The sequence below is a fragment of the Candidatus Lokiarchaeota archaeon genome, assembly GCA_014730275.1.
Classification (GTDB): Archaea; Asgardarchaeota; Thorarchaeia; order Thorarchaeales; family Thorarchaeaceae; genus WJIL01.
Genome location: WJIL01000061.1, coordinates 1 through 15958, shown reverse-complemented (window position 1 = coordinate 15958; position 15958 = coordinate 1). Strand labels below are relative to the sequence as shown.

The window sequence follows — 15958 nt, the reverse complement described above, 5'->3', positions numbered from 1 at the left end:
TTACCTTTTCTCGACATAAGTCGCAACGATATCGATAATTGGTCCATACGCGAATCCAGCGAGCAAACCTGGAAGATCTCTGAATTCTGAGGAGAAGAAAATAGCAAACGAAACTATTATTCCAAGGATTAGTCCTCTAACTGCGGCATTAGCAAACTGTTTCTGGTCGTCTTCACCTAGCAGGTTGATCTCGCCGGCAAAGCCAATCAGTATTCCCATTATGACTCTGTTGTACCACATGCCGAAAAGAAATACCGCGTTTGCTATGTATCCTCCCGCAAGCCTGCTGCCAACTCCAATAATGCAGAGAACTCCAAGCAGAGCGCCTGCCAAAATAGAAGTACCCATTCGTTTTTTCTGAATCATGATAATCCCTCGCATCTTAGTATCATTCACAGAAGGACAAACGAACTCCTTCTGTGGATACCTCTAATGCTTTACAGGTGATTGTCTTTTTCATTTAAGTATCCACGGGTTTGAAGAGAATACTCGTAGTCTTGCTTTTGATATTGCTAGTGTCTCACTGATATCGAACTTAGTCGATGTGCAAACCGCAAGTGTTATCTTATTTGTGCATAAACACAAATACGAAGTACCGAGAGTAATTCAAATGAAGCTTGGAGTATCATCAACTGGACCTGATTTGGATTCACAAATAGATCCGAGATTTGGCCGATGCCAGTATTTCGTTATTGTGGATTCAGATACAATGCAATCTGAAGCCATACAGAATACAGCTGCTGGTGCAGCAAGAGGAGCAGGTATTCAAGCGGCACAGATGATGGCACAGAAAGGCGTCCAGGCGGTGCTAACAGGGAATCTTGGTCCAAATGCCACTCAGGCATTGTCTGCCGCAGGAATCCAGATGATCACTGGAGTGGCAGGAACCGTTCGAAATGCAGTTGAGAGCTTCAAGAGCGGCGACGTTGAATCTTCCGCAACAGCTGCACCTTCTGGAACTGCAATGGGCACAAGTACAGGAACCGGAACAACACCAACGCCAGGTTCGGGTGCTGGTTATGGAATGGGGATGGGTCGTGGAGGTGGCCGCGGCGGTGGACGTGGAATGGGCTTTCGACGCTTCGCTGGAACGGGTTCAATGCCTCAGGCTCCGACCTCACAGCCTTCTGCCTCACAGAGTCAGGAATTGGAGAACCTGAAGAAGCGCATGGACAAAATGCAGAAGCAGCTAAAGCGAATCGAGAAGCGAATTGAAGAACTTAGTAAGTAGATTCCCCCTCCTTGGCTATTAGCGGCCTGAATCTATCTCAGTAGGTTATCCCTTTTGATTTGAGACATTCGGGAAAGCCACGAATCAATTTCTATTACACACATGGACTTAGCATTCATAGATACGAGTATGGCTCTGGTAGAAATCCTTATAGCGGATTCAGCAGAGCGCTACTAGGGTTTGCTTGACATGCTTACATTATACCTGACCAAAACCAGATAGACACGGATATTTCAGGTGTGTCAAGAGCAGATTTCTTCTGAACCACTGCAATTCACAATATGCCTTCTGGTCATATTTGCGAATGCCGAAGAAACACATAGGTGGAAAAAATGAACAATAATGCCATAGAGATTGAGGAGCTGTCCAAAACATTTGTGAGCGTGAAACGGAGAGCAATTGTCATTCCCACGCAAAGAAAACAAGTCCAGGCGCTCAAAGGTGTATCACTGGACATTCCAAAAGGCAGAGTCTATGGATTACTAGGGCCAAACGGCGCGGGCAAAACCACATTAATCAAGTGCTTGGCAACTCTCGTTCTTCCCTCATCTGGAACTGCAAAGGTCAACGGTTTCGATGTACTGAAGGAATCATTCTATGCACGAGCTTCTATGGGTGTATGCCAAGGAAACGAAAGAAGCATCTACTGGAAACTTACAGCTCGAGAGAACTTGATTTTCTTTGGCAAACTCTATCGCATGACAACATCTGAAGCAAAGGAACGGGCTGATGAACTTCTGGGGCGAATGGACTTGCTTGAGAAGTCTGACGAGAAAGCGGAAAACCTCAGCCATGGTATGCGCATGAAGATTGTATTTGCACGGTCGTTGCTCCATGATCCTCCGGTGCTCCTCTTTGATGAACCTACACAGGGATTGGATCCCACATTTGCAACAGATTTGAGAAGCTACATTCAGAACAAACTGCGGGATAAAACTATCCTATTGACAACCCACTACATGCATGAGGCCGATATGCTTTGTGACAAAATAGCCCTCATCAACGAAGGTGAACTTCAGAGTCTAGGCACGCCGCATGAGCTCAAAGAAAATGTTCGTGACTATGATAGTGTTCGGATCAGAGTTCTAGGAGTTCCAAATATTGATGAAATCAAGAGCTTTGCTAATGTGATGTCGACCGCAATGAGCACGAGGAATGGCCATTCTGAGATTGTTGTTAATGCACACGATGGTTACGATATGGCACATACATTGCTTAACTACTTGCATAATACTCCAGACGTGAAAGTCGAACATTTTGAGATAAAAGAACCCACACTTGACGATGTGTTTCTGCAGCTCACTGGGAGGAGGATCGAAGATTGACTGCACCCGAATTTCAAGACCAAGAATCTTGGGAGCACGAAGTCAATGGCTATCTCACTGAGTTTGAACCAAAATTGATGGATTGGTCTGCAGCAAAGGTCTTTGCGACCAAGAACCTAAAGATTGCTCTTAGGTATCCAGCCAATCTATTAGTCTGGGGTTTGCTTCCTATATTGTGGTTCTCACCGTATTTGTTTATGGCCAATGCGGTCGGAGGTTTTGGAACCTCGGCCAGCTTCATTGAGCTCTCAGGATTCACCGATTTCATTCAATTCTGTGTTATCGGCTGGTTTGTCTTCATGTACTTGGACAATAGCATTTGGGCTGTAGGAAACAATTTCCGATGGGAGCAATTCAGTGGAACCCTAGAACCACTTTTCCTCGCACCTGTTCCAAGGATCAGTATCCTCCTAGGAGCGGCCTTCTCAGACACCATCCAAGGGACCGTTCAAGCACTGGTCTTGTTAGGTCTGTCAACTTTGCTGTTTGGAGTTACCTATACAGCTATAGCCATTGCTCCAACTGTAATCCTGCTCACAATTATGGTAACGGCCCTCTACGGATTCAGCTTCATGCTAGCAGGTCTGATTATGGTGTTTAAAGATCCCAGCGTATTGACTCAGCTGATATCCGAGACGACGTATATGGTATCACCAATCAATTACCCTCTCCAAGCATTACCCGGAAATGTGCGGTTTCTAGCTTACCTTGTGCCAACTACAATCGCACTAGTAACGATTCGGCATATTGCCATTACTGGAGTATTTGAAATTTGGTCGTTCTTGCAAGCTCTGACTGTTCTTGGCCTGCTAGGTCTTCTACTCTGGGGAATCGGGCTTGTTGTATTCCAATATGCTGAACGATGGACGAAGAAACGGGGTCATATGGGGGGATTTTGAAATGGAGAAACAGAATATACATGAACGCATTTGGCAACGACAGGGCATAAGAGCAGAGATTCGTGCTGCTAGTGCCCTAGCAATAAAACAGTGGAAAGTGGAGCTTTCCTATCCGCTTAGTGTTCTTTGGTTTATTGTCATGCCTATCCTCTGGCTCGTTCCCTATTTGTTAGTAGGAACATCAGTAACAGGCGGAATGGAATCCGGTTCTCTTCAAGAGCTAGTAGGAACAAGCGACTGGCTCAGTTACGTCGCAATTGGAACTGCATATACTGGTTTGGCAATTAGCCTTCTCTGGGGAACTGGATTCGCGTTACGACGGGAGCAGAACGTTGGAACCCTAGAGACACTTATGACGACTCCGATTAAACGTGAGACAATTGTCTGGGGCTCGACACTTCATAACTTACAACATGGTGGTCTAGGCGTAGTGCTTCAGCTAGGTGTTTCCGTACTGCTCTTTGGAGTCAATCTAAGTATATGGGGTGTTCTACCTGCACTTGCTGTGGTCGGTCTTTCGATACTAGCTATGCAGGGATTGGTACTGACTGTTGTGTGTATAGTGCTTGTGGCCAAGCAGGCGTGGATGGTTGTAGAGTTTCTATCTAGCATTCTTCTGCTTGTTGCACCAATGTCTTACCCACTCGCAGTTTTGCCTCCATTGCTTCAATATGTAGCATTAGCTTCCCCTCTTACTTGGAGTGTTGAGGGTTTCAGAGGTTTTCTGATGCAGGGTCTTGCATTCTCTGCAGCAATGAATGCTGTTGTGGCACTTGTAGTTTTGGATGTTGTTTTCATAGTTATTGGATTGCTTCTCTTCCGCTTAACTGAGAGAAACATACGATCCAGAGGTGCTCTTTCGGAATTTTAAGAGACTCATGACCCAAACTCTCATCTGAGCTGATGAGCGTTTGAACCAGCTGTTAGGGCCAACAGAACGATAGTCCCGCAAACACAGAACGGACTCAGTGGAGCTTCCTAGATTCCCATACAGGTCTCCGTTCTAATGACTCCCTCTAGTTCATGGATTCTATCCACGAAGTTTCTAAAATCAGCCTTAGATTCCAGTTCGCCATGGGCGATGACATCATAAGGCCCGGTCACCATATGGGCGCGTTCTATTTCGTCGAAAGAACCTACTGCTTTCTCGACTTTTTCAGCTGCTCCTGCTTTCACTTGAATAAGCACAATTACTACAACCACTGTCTCAACCTCAACAATTCCTTAGCTCACCTATTCTTACACTTCATTGCATAAAAATGAATTGAGAGCGCGGAAGCAAGTGTTTGTTACAAATCAGCACAGATGAGCGTCATGTATATCTGTTTTAGATTGCCTATTCACTATGGATTGTATCAAAAATGGAGCTTTCTTCAAGGGTGAAGCACACAAAACACTCTGCTACCTTGGCAATCAACGAGTTCGCGAAAAACCTTCGCGCCAAGGGTGAAACATTGCTTCACATGGGATTCGGAGAATCACCATTCCCCGTAAATCAGTCTGTTAGGGAGGCCCTCTGCAACAATGCAGATCAAAAAAGTTACCTCTCTTCTCAAGGAATTCTGCCGCTGAGAAAACAAATCTCCACATTTTATCGTGTTATGTTCAATTTAGAATATCTTCCTGAACAAATAGTAGTTGGGCCTGGAAGTAAGACTCTGATATATGCTGCTTTGCTTTCTCTTGAGGGGCCACTTCTTCTACCAGCTCCTTCGTGGGTAAGTTATCAGCATCAGGCGAAACTAGTTGGCAAAGAGACATTCTCCCTCAAAACGATGTACGAGGATTCCTATCGATTGCAGGTTAGGACTCTCGAACGGAAACTAAGTGAAATGGACTATTCTCGAGACCAACAGAAGATTCTACTTCTCAACTATCCGAATAATCCAACTGGTCACGAATACTCAGCCGCAGACCTCAAAACCCTAACAACAGTTGCCCAAGAAAACAACATTATAGTCATATCCGATGAGATTTACGGTCTCATATCATACGGAGATAATGTACATCAAAGCATCGCAAAATACTATCCTGAGGGTACGATTGTTACAGGAGGAATGGCTAAAGATAGATCTTTAGGTGGTTATCGGATGGGCGTCATGCTGGTTCCTGAAAGCGAGGAAACACTTGTTGATGCTATTTCATCGATTGCCAGCGAGACATGGTCCTGTGTTGCAGCCCCTGTTCAATATGCCGCCATAGAAGGCTATAGTACAGCCTCTACGATGGTCAACTACATCAAAGACTGTGCTTCCATTCATGAGATTATGACAAAATACGTGCATAACCGTCTTGATTCAGCAGACATTCGATGTCCTGCACCTGAAGGGGCCTTCTATCTTCTTCCTGATTGGAACAAGCATCGAGCATCATTGCAAGAAAGAGGGGTTTCTACCTCAAAAGAACTTGCACAATTCTTCTTGAAAAACCTCGGTGTTGTTAGTCTACCCGGCTCGGAATTTGGCATGCCCGAGCAAGACTTGTGTTTACGTCTAGCATCGGTGGATTATGACGGAGCTTCAGCGCTTGAAAACTTCTTGAACTCAAAAGATAGAATCCATAAAAACCACCAAGAATTCATCATGACTGTAGCTCCACGGGTTGTGGCTGCCTGTGACAGAATTACATCATTCACTGAATCACTGGATTAGGCACCGTCACAATGCTTTTCGTTGCTACTGTTGTTTGGTTGTTTTCATTCCAATGGAAAGTGTTTGGCAAGCGTTAGAATTCTCTTTCTGAAATCCGGATGATCAATCATCAGAAGCTTTGCTCCAACTTCATTTGTAAACATCAGCTTGGTTGGGTTGCTTTTCAACAACTTTACCAAATCGGCGAGCTCTTCTTTGTTAAGCCGCTTATCGCTGTTGTAGTCCACCTCTCTCCAGTTGACAGTTTTATCTTCGAGATTTTCTAATTTTGTCTTCGTCTTTCTGGCTAGACTAAGAGATTCCACTGCAGGGTCTATGGCTTCCTTAATCTCCTCATCTGAAATCTTCAGTTTGTAGTCTTCTCTTAGATTCTCCAGTTTCCTCGTCAAGTATATCCTTGGGGCCTCTTCTCTTGCGTTCGTTTCATCAATTTCGTCCAGTGGATATGAAAATATGATTTCCCTAAGCTGTTCTCCTGTCAATTTACAGCGATTCTCTTCACTAAGCGAATCCAACCATCTCAGCTCCTCTGCAAAAATCGTAACTGTCTCAACTCTTTGCCCTAGTCGAATAAGTGCGTTCATTGTTTGATTCGATTCTGTCATCTCTGCAGAATAGAAATCGCCCAGAAGCTCTGCGTCTCTTGATGCCTTCTTAGTAAATAACCTGCTTAGATTCACCATGAACCTTGAAAGAAAGAAGAAACTAACAAGAATTGCAATTCTGAGCATTCCGAATAGCGGATTGAAATCGACTATGAACGAGGTAGCAGCAGCAAGTCCTAAACGAAGGTAAACATACAGATAGATTAGTTGCACAAAGAACCCTGGCATATGTGTCAATATGTTGATTATCGAATCCTTATTCTTAATATGACCCAATTCATGAGCAATAATGGATTCTACTTCACTTGGTAACAGGAAATCAAGCGTATTGCTATGAAGAACAATCGCGTTTCCCACAATTGGCAAACTGAATGTAAATGCATTTGGTATAGGTGAGTGTAACAGAAATATTCTATCAACATCTACTGAGGCTTCTTGGGCCAATTTCTGGGTCCAATCAACAATCTCGTCACGAGCAAAATCACATGGCAGTTTTTGGCTTTCATCATATTCAGGATAGAGTTGAATCATTTCCTTCTTGTTGATGATGCTTGCAACAAACAGATAGATTAGCAAAACCTGAGCTACACAAATACTTGTGAATACCGATATGGAGCTGTATGGATTTGCCCTTGCAAGATCAAATCCGATTACCAGGGGTGATTGCTCGTCAAACGTAAGAAAGGAGACAAAAGCGATTTGGATAAAATCTAAAATGAGGAATATGGCTATGGCTATGTTCTTCCTGTTCCGGATAACTTCTATGTTCTGTATGTCTTCCAAGCTGCATCACTCGATGTTCTTTTTGGGATAGTGCCTCTTCCTATTTTATATCTTCTATGAGCTTGCTCGAGGGTTACTAAGTGTCGTTTCTAACTGCATTTCACAATGCTGTGCATTTCTGGTAGTCATTAGTGGTCCAATTGAGTGAATAATGTAGCTATAATCTACCTATCGGGCTATATGTGATTTTTATTTGATTATTCAGGTTTGAGGATGTTTTTAAGGGAGTTTACACATTATTAAGGCATGAGGAGTGAATATGGAATCAGGTAGAATGAACAAAATTCTGGCCGTTGTGATGGTTGTGGCTATCATCTGGGGTGCTGCAATGACAGCTCTCTACTTCTCCCCGATGGGAGCCGAAACCGAAGCAACGCGTTGGGAAGAAATCCAAGAGCGCGGCTATCTAACAGTGGCGACAAGTCCTGACTATCCGCCGTTCGAATTCAAAGAAGGCGACGAGATTGTAGGATTTGACGCTGACATCATGCGAAATATCTCGGCCAGATTGAATCTTACCCTGGAATGGTCTGAGAAGTCTTTCACCACCATTATCCCTGACATAAAATACAAGAACTTCGATGCTGCTATAGCTGCTTTTACCATCAAGGCATCAAGATTGGAAGGGAACCCCATCCAAACAACTCTTGGCTACCTTCCGGGTGGTGTGGCATTGGTTCTTACTGAAAGCGCTACTGAGGCTTGCAATGGCTCAATTTCGAGTCTAACAGAAGTTGAGGACTACGATTTCACAATCGCTGTTCAATCAGGTACCGTCCAGCATGAACGGATGTTGAATTTGGGATTGTCTGACTACATAGAAACCTACGAGAAGGCTGACTCCATAGTATCAGCATTGAACTCAACATCAGTTCCAGTTGATGGTGCCTTCATGGACGCACCCTTTATTGAGGATATAGCTGAGGGTTCTGAGAAGGCAAGTTGGCTAGGACCAGCAATGACCATTGTCTTCAGAGGTAGCGGAAGGCCATATGGAATCCTACTCCATGAAGACTTTGATATGCTCTGCAAAAAGATGAATGCAGCAATAACTGATATGATAGCTGATGGAACAATAGACGAATTGAGAGCAAAATGGGACGTATAGGGAATTTCAATTCCCCTCCCAATCTTTTTTTTTGATTGCAATTCTGATTTTCAACACACTTATTATCTATATCTAATCAAAAGAGAAATACAAGGGGACTCGAATGACTATCTTGGATTCATTGATTTACATTCTTTTCTACTTGGGTCCAGGAATTCCCCAGACTCTCCTTATAAGCATAATTGCCCTTGTGATTGGCATTGGCATTGGGTTTATCGTCGCTATTGGCCGAGTTTATGGTGGGCGTGAAATACGAGCAATTGCAAGAGGCTATGAACGGATCCTTAGAGGAATACCAATTCTCGCATTGATTTTGATAACGTATTTTGTATTGGGTTTGTTCATTCCATTTTTCAACCAACCACTTCCTGCTGCATCTTTTTCGCTTGGAATACGAAGTGGAGCCTACCAATCAGAAATATTCAGAAGCGCGATTGATACTGTGAGTACAGGACAGATGGATGCAGCAAGGTCAATTGGACTCACGAAAGGCGAAGCTATACGATTGATTATACTGCCCCAAGCCCTCACCGTATCTCTCCAAGGATGGTCAAGCGAATACGCTGTTGTGCTGAAGGATTCATCCTTTGCCTATATACTAGGTATTGCCGAGCTTATGAGGAGGGCAGATTACCTGAGAGCCAATCCGGCAATTCCTGTGCTTTGGGCATATGTACTGGCCGCCATTCTATATATGTGCCTAACTCTGCCAATATCACGAGCTCTCAACTGGTGGGCAACTAGAAAAAGAAAGGAATTAGGTATATGAGGGATAGAATTGAGTGACATAGTCCTGAAAGTTCGAGACCTTTGGAAGGAATACCCCGACATAACTGCTGTGAAAGGGGTATCCTTTGACTTAGCCAAGGGTGAAACCAAAGTCCTTTTCGGTCCTAGTGGAAGTGGAAAGAGTACACTTGTTAAGTGTATAGCCATGCTTCAGATACCAACAAAGGGAGAGATATGGCTTGGTGATATCGAAATAACTTCTGCTTCGACTGACCTGAATAAAATCCGAGCAAGGATAGGGTATGTCTTCCAGAACATTAATCTGTTTCATCATCTGACAGCTTTAGGAAATGTTAGTATTGGTCCGAGGAGGGTAATGGGTCTTTCGAAGGAAGAAGCAGAAGAAAGGGCTATGAAAGCACTCGAGGATGTGAGACTTGAAACTCATGCAAGCCACTATCCAGCAGAGCTGTCTGGGGGCCAGAAACAACGAGTGGGGATAGCCAGAGCACTTGTAATGAATCCTGAACTCATAATCTTTGATGAACCCTCCTCGTCGCTAGATCCCGAACTCACGGGTGAAGTTCTTGATGTGATGGGCGAACTATCAGAAGAAGGACGAACAATCATATTGGTTACTCATGAGATGGGCTTCGCTATGGCTGCGGCTGATGAAATGATGTTCTTGGAAGATGGACAGATAGTTGAACAGGGAACACCACAGCATTTCAGCGAGAATCCGGAGAGTAAGAGAGCCAAGAGCTTCTTGGAAATACTGAAGGGGTACTAATGTTTGAGTGGTTAACAAATCCAATCTATCAAGATATGCTAATTGAAGGGTATATTCATACTCTTCAGGTAGCTGGTATTGCCTTGCTTTTGGGGTTTGTTATAGGATTTCCAGCATCTATTGTTGAAGTATTTGGTGGGAGAATCTCCAAGACTATTATTTCTGGTTATGTCGAGATATTCCGAGGCACCCCCCTGACAGTTCAGCTCTTCATTCTCTATTTCGGTCTCCGAGGCGCCTCAGGTCTCATTGAGCAGTATCCTTTTCTTGCATTTGATACTTTCACCGCAATGTGCCTGGCTTTGGGGTTGAATAGTAGTGCTTACCAAGAAGGATACATAAAGGGTGCCATCGAGGGGGTTGCGGGAACGCAAATGGAAGCTGCGAGATCCCTTGGAATGACCAAACTACAGGGGATAATCTACATCGTCATTCCGCAAGCAGTTAGAACAATGATTCCAGGTTGGTCAAACGAGGCTACATATCTGCCAAAAATGACATCTCTTGGCCTTCTGATTGGTTTCTTTGATTTTTTGAGTGCAGGGTGGGCAATTGCCCATTTTACCTACAGAATTCTAGAAGTCTATATTTTCGTCGCGATCGGTTATGTGATAACAATTTTTGCAATTGCAGAGGTTCTAAATATCATCTATGAACGCGTCAAGATTCCTGGATAGAATCTACGTCATTGGGAAACTGGTGAGAAATCGCTGATTATTTCACATCTAAACTGGAGAGTATGCGAAAAAAGATATTCGGAGTCTTTATTTCTAGTAACCAATCTACAATTCTCGTGGAGAGAATCTTGAACAACGGAAAGGATATGGCTGAATTCTGTATAGATTACGGTACTGAACTCGGCTGCAGTTACGTAGAAGCTCGCTATATCAATCAACAGTCGCGATCTTTTGCTTACAGAAACGGCGAACCAATGGCTGGAGGATTTCAACCCGCTGAGGGAATCGGTGTCAGAGTTCTTGCCGATGGTGGCTTAGGTTTTGGATCCTTTGATAGAATGGAAAAAGGCCTAGCCAAGGAAGTCATTGAGGCTGCTTACAAAATGGCGAAGAACGCGAATCGGAAGGAACCCATTGATTTTGGTGAGCCAGTAGACACGGAAGCAGAATGGAGAATAGATGTCGATCAACGGGTCTCAGATGTTGATAATGACACCATCATGGAAGTCTGCAACGATCTTAATGAACAGATGGAGGGCTTATCTCAATATACTCTCATGATGACACCAACAGAATATGAGAAGTACTTGGTAACAAATGAGGGCTGCAAAATCTCTGCCTTCAAGAGTTTCATCCTGATTAGTGCCATACTGACCGCAAAAGCCAAAGTCGGAACGGAACAGAAATTCTTCGATTTAACGAAATGTGGCGGCTGGGAACGGATTGAAGAGACTAACCTAGTTGACGATCTGAAGGACAAAGTCGAGCGGCTCAAGAGTGCTGCTCAAGAAGCTGAAGAAGTTCCTGAACTGATGGAACAAGAGATTGACATGGTGGTTGGTCATGAAGTTGCCGGCATCATAGCCCACGAGAATGTCGGACATCCTAGCGAAGGTGACCGAATCATGGGCAGAGAAGGGGCACAGGCAGGTGAGAGTTTCTGGCGGGATCTAGATATTGGTGAATCGAGGGTAGGATCCGAGGTTGTAAACGTCTCTGAAGACCCCACAATTCCGAATACTGGCGGCTACTACCTTTACGATGATGAAGGTGTGAAGGCACGCAAACGCGAACTCATCAAGGATGGAATTGCGAATGAGCCGCTCCTGAATCGAGAATTCGGAGTCAAATTTGGCATGGGCTCGAATGGAGCTGCACGTTGTTCCGGATTCAATCGTGAGCCTATCATTCGAATGAGCAATACCTATTTCGAACCTGGTGACCATTCTTTTGAAGAGCTCATCGAGGATGTGGATTTGGGCGTGTACATGCGAAGCTTTGCTGAGTGGAATATAGATGATAGGAGGTATCAGAGCAAGTACAAGGGCTCTGAAGCGTATCTGATAAAGGATGGAGAGCTTACTGATACAATGATTAAGCGTCCCGTTCTGGAGACCACAAGCGTTGGTTTGCTAAGCTCTGTAGACGCTGTATCCGATGAACTCAGCTTGGACTTTCCTGGAACGTGCGGCAAAAGCGATCCGATGCAGGGTGTCCCGATTTATGCTGGAGGCGGGCAAATCCGATTCAGAAATATCCGGCTTGGAGGTGTTGGCTAATGCATGATATAGATCGCTTGAAGCATTACGTTGACGTAGCCGTGGATTATGCAGAAGATAAGGTTGAAGGCATCCTTGCTCGGGGAACTATTTCAACAGGTTCTCAGATTCGCTTTTCGCAAAATGCCATTGACATTAGCAAACGCTGGGAAGAACTTGAACTTGATCTGTTTCTTATAGTTGAAGGTGCTAAAACTGGTTTTACCAATCGCTCCGTAACCGGCGAGGCTGAAGTCAAAGAAACCATTGATGATGCCATTACTTTCATCAAACGACTCCCCGAGTCGAAATTCTTTGCAGGTGTCGAGGATAGTGCTCAGGAATACGAATCATTGTCTGGCTGCTATGATTCTAATATCGATGATTTCACCGCGGAAGCGCCAGAGCATGTCAATGCTGCCATAGATGCGGCTCTTGCTAAAGGTGCCAAGCGAGTGGCTGGAGCGCTCAAGTTTTCAGAGGAAACAATTTTCTTCCGGTCCAGTTTTGGTCCCGAGGCAGATGAGAAACGAACGCAATATGATTTCAATATACGCGCCTTTCAGGATGAACTAGACTACTCCGGACAAGGTCTTACATGCGGAACCATCCCTTCCGAATCTGAAGATGATTTCGTCAACGCTGGCAGAAAAGCCGGTCGTCTTTCAAAAATGGCTGAAGGGGCGGAACAAGGAGAGCCGGGTACTTACGATGTAATTTTCAGTCCTACTGTTGCTGCGAATCTCATTGGCTATATTCCTGGTGCTGCTAATCCATTCTTTGTCCTCATAGGCATGTCTCCCTTGGGTGACAAAATGGGTGAGCAGATTGCTCCTGAATCTATTACTGTCCGAGATGCCCCTCAAGTTGAAGGCGGAGTGGCGAGCAAGACATTCGATATGGAAGGTACAGCCACAGAGGAAACAGAAATTGTTGGAGACGGCGTGCTAAAGAGCTTCATACATAATACGAGTACCGCTCGGATGTATGAAACAGAATCTACCGGGAATTCGGATGCAGTATCGCTGGGTCGAGGAACCAAGATGCTTTTGCCAGCTCCTACGAATCTGGTTTTCGATAATGGCGATCATTCTTTTGAAGAATTGATAGAAGGGAATGACCCCGCTATATACGTTACAAGCAATTGGTACACGCGATTCCAGAATTACCAAAGCGGCGAGTTTTCGAGTATTCCGCGGGATGCGATGTTCCTCATCAAGAATGGTGCAATGAAACCTATCAAGAATCTGAGAATAAGCGACAATCTTCTCCGGATGTTCTCGAATATTTCCGCGTTGGGGAATGATCGAAGGCAGGTGTACTGGTGGGAAGTAAATACACCGACATTCATTCCTAGTGTGAGAATTGAGGACTGTACGTTCAGCGCTGCAACAAAATAGCTGGTAGAATCGTCTTAGGGGGGTCTCATTCCCCCTCTTTTTTCCGTGTTTACTAGGAAGTATATGTTGCTGTTTCCAAATTCCCTCTTAGCTTTCTGCTATTCCTTTGCGAATTTCATCTATCGTGGGAACTTCAATCCTGTGGCGGTAATCATCCCAGATTTTTCTGATGTGGTAGAAATACATTCCAATTTCAAGAGGATCGCCAATTAGAACTACGAAATTCTCTATTATGGCTCCTTGTAGAATCAGTAGAAGAGCTTCGAATACTTGAATATCATAATAATCCGGAGCCTTTCCAGCAGCTTCAATTCTAATCTGCATCATTTCTTTTCGATCGTCTAAACGTGTAACAATGGCTACATCAATATCCGATTGAGGCCCAGCTTTTCCAGATGCGTATGAACCAAAAAGCACAACTCCTTTGTCTGATAGGAAGCTCAAATTATCTCGAATTTCATCAATGCTTGGTAATATGTTCCTCCGCAACCAAGTTCTCATCTATTCCATTGCATTGATGAACTAGGACATTCCTTAGTCCATTGCACTTTGCTAACCTCTCTGCCAAATCAGCATTCAGAATGCTTTTCGCTTCTAAGCTCTCGATATTCTCATAGTCTCCCCTTGGCATTATTCCTAAATCCTTTCAAAGCATGGCAATCATATCCATTGCCGCATCAATCGCGAAACTGAGGTCATAGTATATTCCCTTTAACACAATCCCTTCTGGTTTGGGCATAGCGCTGTCAATTTCATCAAGGCAAGTAAGGATATAGGCAATCTTCTGTTTATACCTGATAGCTCTGCTGCGCTCCATGTAGTCCACTACTGGATTAGAAACCACTCACTCTGACTTATTTGTACTTCGATTTTCACCCTTATCAAATATGCTTTGGCGAGCATTTGCTTTGCTTATCTGTTAGCATATGCCTTACTGGTTAACTCTGCTTATTGTGATTTCCAGGGCAATTAGTAATCTATCAATTTCCTTGCAAAAGGTTATAATTACCCAATACATTGGGTAATCGTGAGGTTGAAATGAACGAGACGAGGTACTACAAGGACAAAATCTACGTTCCGAGAGAGATTCGTGAAAAACTCAGGTTGAGAGATGGAGATATTATTCGGTTTCATCTAACAGATGATGGTGTAAAGTTGATTGTTCTAAAATCTACTGAAGCTACTAATCGGATTCTAGAACGAATTGATGCGCCACCCAATCTTGGGAAAATCAAAGGTACTCTCAGAAGGGAAGAAATCTATGAAGATGTTGCTTGATACTAATATCTTTGTCCACGCTCATAATCACGCATCTCCACATCAAGAGAAAGCAGCAGGAGTACTTCGTGAAGCGCTTGATGGTCAGTTAGAGGTTTGCATAACTTCTCAGATACTATACGAATTCTTTTCGGTTGTTACCAATGTTCGAAGGGTGCACCATCCCCTGAGTACTGATCAAGCCGCCAGTATTTGCCAGGATTTGTGGATTAGTGGCGCAATAGAAATCATTGAACCTCAAATCACAACTCCCAGCTTGGTATTTGAGCTCACGAGGAAACACGGAATCAGTGGGGCTGAATTATTTGATTGTGTATTGGCTGCGATTGCGAAAGAGAATCATGTAAAAATGCTCCTTACAGAAAATGTTAGAGATTTTGAGAAATATGAATTTCTTACGATTAGGAATCCTTTCGAGTAAATGAACCAATTCCAATAGCCTGAACAGCTTGATTTTTGCAGATGACAACAACTTTTATGGGAACTCTGTCTTCGTACATCCGATTCGATATGGTTGATCTCGACGATATTAGAAGCCGGACTGTCACGGCAAAAGAGTACATTGAGAAGATGGAAGGTAAGCAAGGCGATATGTTCCTTGAGAAGTATAACGAATGTAGACTTGCTCCTGAAGCAACAAAAAAGCTTGCAGAGATTTCTGATGATTATGTATTCGTTGTTATGAGCGCAGCATGGTGTGGTGACTGCAAAGAGATGGTTCCAGCACTTGCTAAGTTGGAGGAAGAAGCCGGACTTGACGTGAGAGTGTTTGGTGGTATCAAGACTGACCCTCTCAACAAAGACCGACAATGGAGGATTCCACCCTCTCCCCCCGAAATCGAGGAATGGAATGTGACCGCAATTCCGTGGGTGACGATTTTCGACAAAGACGGAAATCAGCGAGGAGCAATCATAGAAAAGCCTCGAGTAGAAGATACTGTTGA

At 44.1% G+C, this 15958-nt stretch carries 19 protein-coding genes; 13 read left to right on the top strand and 6 right to left on the bottom strand.

The features are described 5' to 3' along the window. Entirely contained in the window at positions 1 to 366 is a 366-nt protein-coding gene (locus tag GF309_06325) for a hypothetical protein (protein MBD3158392.1), read from the bottom strand. Positions 367 to 610: 244 nt separating this feature from the next. On the opposite strand from GF309_06325, the gene GF309_06320 reads away from it, so the two are divergent. From GF309_06320 to GF309_06305, 4 genes are all read left to right on the top strand, one after another. Then, positions 611 to 1231, top strand: a complete 621-nt coding sequence (locus GF309_06320) for a dinitrogenase iron-molybdenum cofactor biosynthesis protein (GenBank protein ID MBD3158391.1) — start codon at positions 611 to 613, stop codon at positions 1229 to 1231. Between the two features lie 332 nt (positions 1232 to 1563). Beyond that, on the top strand, positions 1564 to 2556 hold the full coding sequence (locus tag GF309_06315; protein ID MBD3158390.1) for an ATP-binding cassette domain-containing protein: 993 nt from the start codon (positions 1564 to 1566) through the stop codon (positions 2554 to 2556). Next, a complete protein-coding gene (locus GF309_06310; GenBank protein MBD3158389.1) occupies positions 2553 to 3455 on the top strand; it encodes a hypothetical protein in 903 nt (300 codons plus the stop codon). Before GF309_06315 ends, GF309_06310 begins: the two co-directional genes overlap by 4 nt. Next, positions 3409 to 4326 carry a hypothetical protein gene (locus tag GF309_06305; GenBank protein MBD3158388.1) on the top strand — a complete coding sequence of 306 codons (918 nt, stop codon included), beginning with the start codon at positions 3409 to 3411 and terminating at the stop codon, positions 4324 to 4326. The genes GF309_06310 and GF309_06305 overlap by 47 nt, the downstream gene beginning before the upstream one ends. Before the next feature lie 107 nt (positions 4327 to 4433). Here the strand turns inward: GF309_06305 and GF309_06300 are convergent, their stop codons facing one another. Next, positions 4434 to 4676, bottom strand: coding sequence for an Lrp/AsnC family transcriptional regulator (locus tag GF309_06300; protein ID MBD3158387.1), 243 nt, complete (start codon positions 4674 to 4676; stop codon positions 4434 to 4436). A gap of 140 nt (positions 4677 to 4816) precedes the next feature. Here GF309_06300 and GF309_06295 point away from each other — a divergent pair, with 140 nt between their 5' ends. Next, complete coding sequence (locus GF309_06295) at positions 4817 to 6106, top strand: aminotransferase class I/II-fold pyridoxal phosphate-dependent enzyme (GenBank protein ID MBD3158386.1); 1290 nt, start codon at positions 4817 to 4819, stop codon at positions 6104 to 6106. A 44-nt stretch (positions 6107 to 6150) separates the two neighbouring features. Here GF309_06295 and GF309_06290 read toward each other — a convergent pair whose 3' ends face one another. After that, positions 6151 to 7494 carry a M48 family metalloprotease gene (locus GF309_06290; GenBank protein ID MBD3158385.1) on the bottom strand — a complete coding sequence of 448 codons (1344 nt, stop codon included), beginning with the start codon at positions 7492 to 7494 and terminating at the stop codon, positions 6151 to 6153. 259 nt (positions 7495 to 7753) lie between these two features. Between GF309_06290 and GF309_06285 the strand changes: the two genes are divergently transcribed. From GF309_06285 to GF309_06260, 6 genes are all read left to right on the top strand, one after another. Further along, a complete protein-coding gene (locus tag GF309_06285; GenBank protein MBD3158384.1) occupies positions 7754 to 8602 on the top strand; it encodes a transporter substrate-binding domain-containing protein in 849 nt (282 codons plus the stop codon). A gap of 103 nt (positions 8603 to 8705) precedes the next feature. Next, complete coding sequence (locus tag GF309_06280; protein ID MBD3158383.1) at positions 8706 to 9371, top strand: ABC transporter permease subunit; 666 nt, start codon at positions 8706 to 8708, stop codon at positions 9369 to 9371. A gap of 3 nt (positions 9372 to 9374) precedes the next feature. Next, positions 9375 to 10121 carry an ATP-binding cassette domain-containing protein gene (locus GF309_06275; protein MBD3158382.1) on the top strand — a complete coding sequence of 249 codons (747 nt, stop codon included), beginning with the start codon at positions 9375 to 9377 and terminating at the stop codon, positions 10119 to 10121. Beyond that, positions 10121 to 10798 carry an ABC transporter permease subunit gene (locus tag GF309_06270; GenBank protein ID MBD3158381.1) on the top strand — a complete coding sequence of 226 codons (678 nt, stop codon included), beginning with the start codon at positions 10121 to 10123 and terminating at the stop codon, positions 10796 to 10798. The genes GF309_06275 and GF309_06270 overlap by 1 nt, the downstream gene beginning before the upstream one ends. A gap of 62 nt (positions 10799 to 10860) precedes the next feature. Beyond that, positions 10861 to 12357: a TldD/PmbA family protein gene (locus GF309_06265; GenBank protein ID MBD3158380.1), complete on the top strand. Its 1497-nt coding sequence runs from the start codon at positions 10861 to 10863 to the stop codon at positions 12355 to 12357. Further along, positions 12357 to 13736, top strand: coding sequence for a hypothetical protein (locus GF309_06260; GenBank protein ID MBD3158379.1), 1380 nt, complete (start codon positions 12357 to 12359; stop codon positions 13734 to 13736). Before GF309_06265 ends, GF309_06260 begins: the two co-directional genes overlap by 1 nt. A gap of 87 nt (positions 13737 to 13823) precedes the next feature. On the opposite strand, the gene GF309_06255 is transcribed toward GF309_06260, so the two are convergent. Genes GF309_06255 through GF309_06245 form a run of 3 tightly spaced genes read right to left on the bottom strand, consistent with a single transcriptional unit; the run spans position 13824 to position 14553 of the window. Continuing rightward, on the bottom strand, positions 13824 to 14237 hold the full coding sequence (locus GF309_06255; protein ID MBD3158378.1) for a DNA polymerase subunit beta: 414 nt from the start codon (positions 14235 to 14237) through the stop codon (positions 13824 to 13826). After that, on the bottom strand, positions 14197 to 14367 hold the full coding sequence (locus tag GF309_06250; protein MBD3158377.1) for a DUF86 domain-containing protein: 171 nt from the start codon (positions 14365 to 14367) through the stop codon (positions 14197 to 14199). The genes GF309_06255 and GF309_06250 overlap by 41 nt, the downstream gene beginning before the upstream one ends. 15 nt (positions 14368 to 14382) lie before the next feature. Beyond that, on the bottom strand, positions 14383 to 14553 hold the full coding sequence (locus GF309_06245; protein ID MBD3158376.1) for a hypothetical protein: 171 nt from the start codon (positions 14551 to 14553) through the stop codon (positions 14383 to 14385). A gap of 387 nt (positions 14554 to 14940) precedes the next feature. On the opposite strand from GF309_06245, the gene GF309_06240 reads away from it, so the two are divergent. Then, positions 14941 to 15435, top strand: a complete 495-nt coding sequence (locus GF309_06240; GenBank protein ID MBD3158375.1) for a PIN domain-containing protein — start codon at positions 14941 to 14943, stop codon at positions 15433 to 15435. A gap of 41 nt (positions 15436 to 15476) precedes the next feature. Continuing rightward, on the top strand, positions 15477 to 15958 hold a 482-nt coding region (locus GF309_06235; GenBank protein MBD3158374.1), incomplete at its 3' end, for a hypothetical protein.

Coding starts and splice junctions, on each gene's coding strand:
- GF309_06325 (MBD3158392.1), bottom strand. CDS start 366: ATGATTCAGAAAAAACGAATGGGTACTTCTATTTTGGCAGGCGCTCTG.
- GF309_06320 (MBD3158391.1), top strand. CDS start 611: ATGAAGCTTGGAGTATCATCAACTGGACCTGATTTGGATTCACAAATA.
- GF309_06315 (MBD3158390.1), top strand. CDS start 1,564: ATGAACAATAATGCCATAGAGATTGAGGAGCTGTCCAAAACATTTGTG.
- GF309_06305 (MBD3158388.1), top strand. CDS start 3,409: ATGCTGAACGATGGACGAAGAAACGGGGTCATATGGGGGGATTTTGAA.
- GF309_06295 (MBD3158386.1), top strand. CDS start 4,817: ATGGAGCTTTCTTCAAGGGTGAAGCACACAAAACACTCTGCTACCTTG.
- GF309_06285 (MBD3158384.1), top strand. CDS start 7,754: ATGGAATCAGGTAGAATGAACAAAATTCTGGCCGTTGTGATGGTTGTG.
- GF309_06280 (MBD3158383.1), top strand. CDS start 8,706: ATGACTATCTTGGATTCATTGATTTACATTCTTTTCTACTTGGGTCCA.
- GF309_06270 (MBD3158381.1), top strand. CDS start 10,121: ATGTTTGAGTGGTTAACAAATCCAATCTATCAAGATATGCTAATTGAA.
- GF309_06265 (MBD3158380.1), top strand. CDS start 10,861: ATGCGAAAAAAGATATTCGGAGTCTTTATTTCTAGTAACCAATCTACA.
- GF309_06260 (MBD3158379.1), top strand. CDS start 12,357: ATGCATGATATAGATCGCTTGAAGCATTACGTTGACGTAGCCGTGGAT.
- GF309_06255 (MBD3158378.1), bottom strand. CDS start 14,237: ATGAGAACTTGGTTGCGGAGGAACATATTACCAAGCATTGATGAAATT.
- GF309_06250 (MBD3158377.1), bottom strand. CDS start 14,367: ATGCCAAGGGGAGACTATGAGAATATCGAGAGCTTAGAAGCGAAAAGC.
- GF309_06245 (MBD3158376.1), bottom strand. CDS start 14,553: ATGGAGCGCAGCAGAGCTATCAGGTATAAACAGAAGATTGCCTATATC.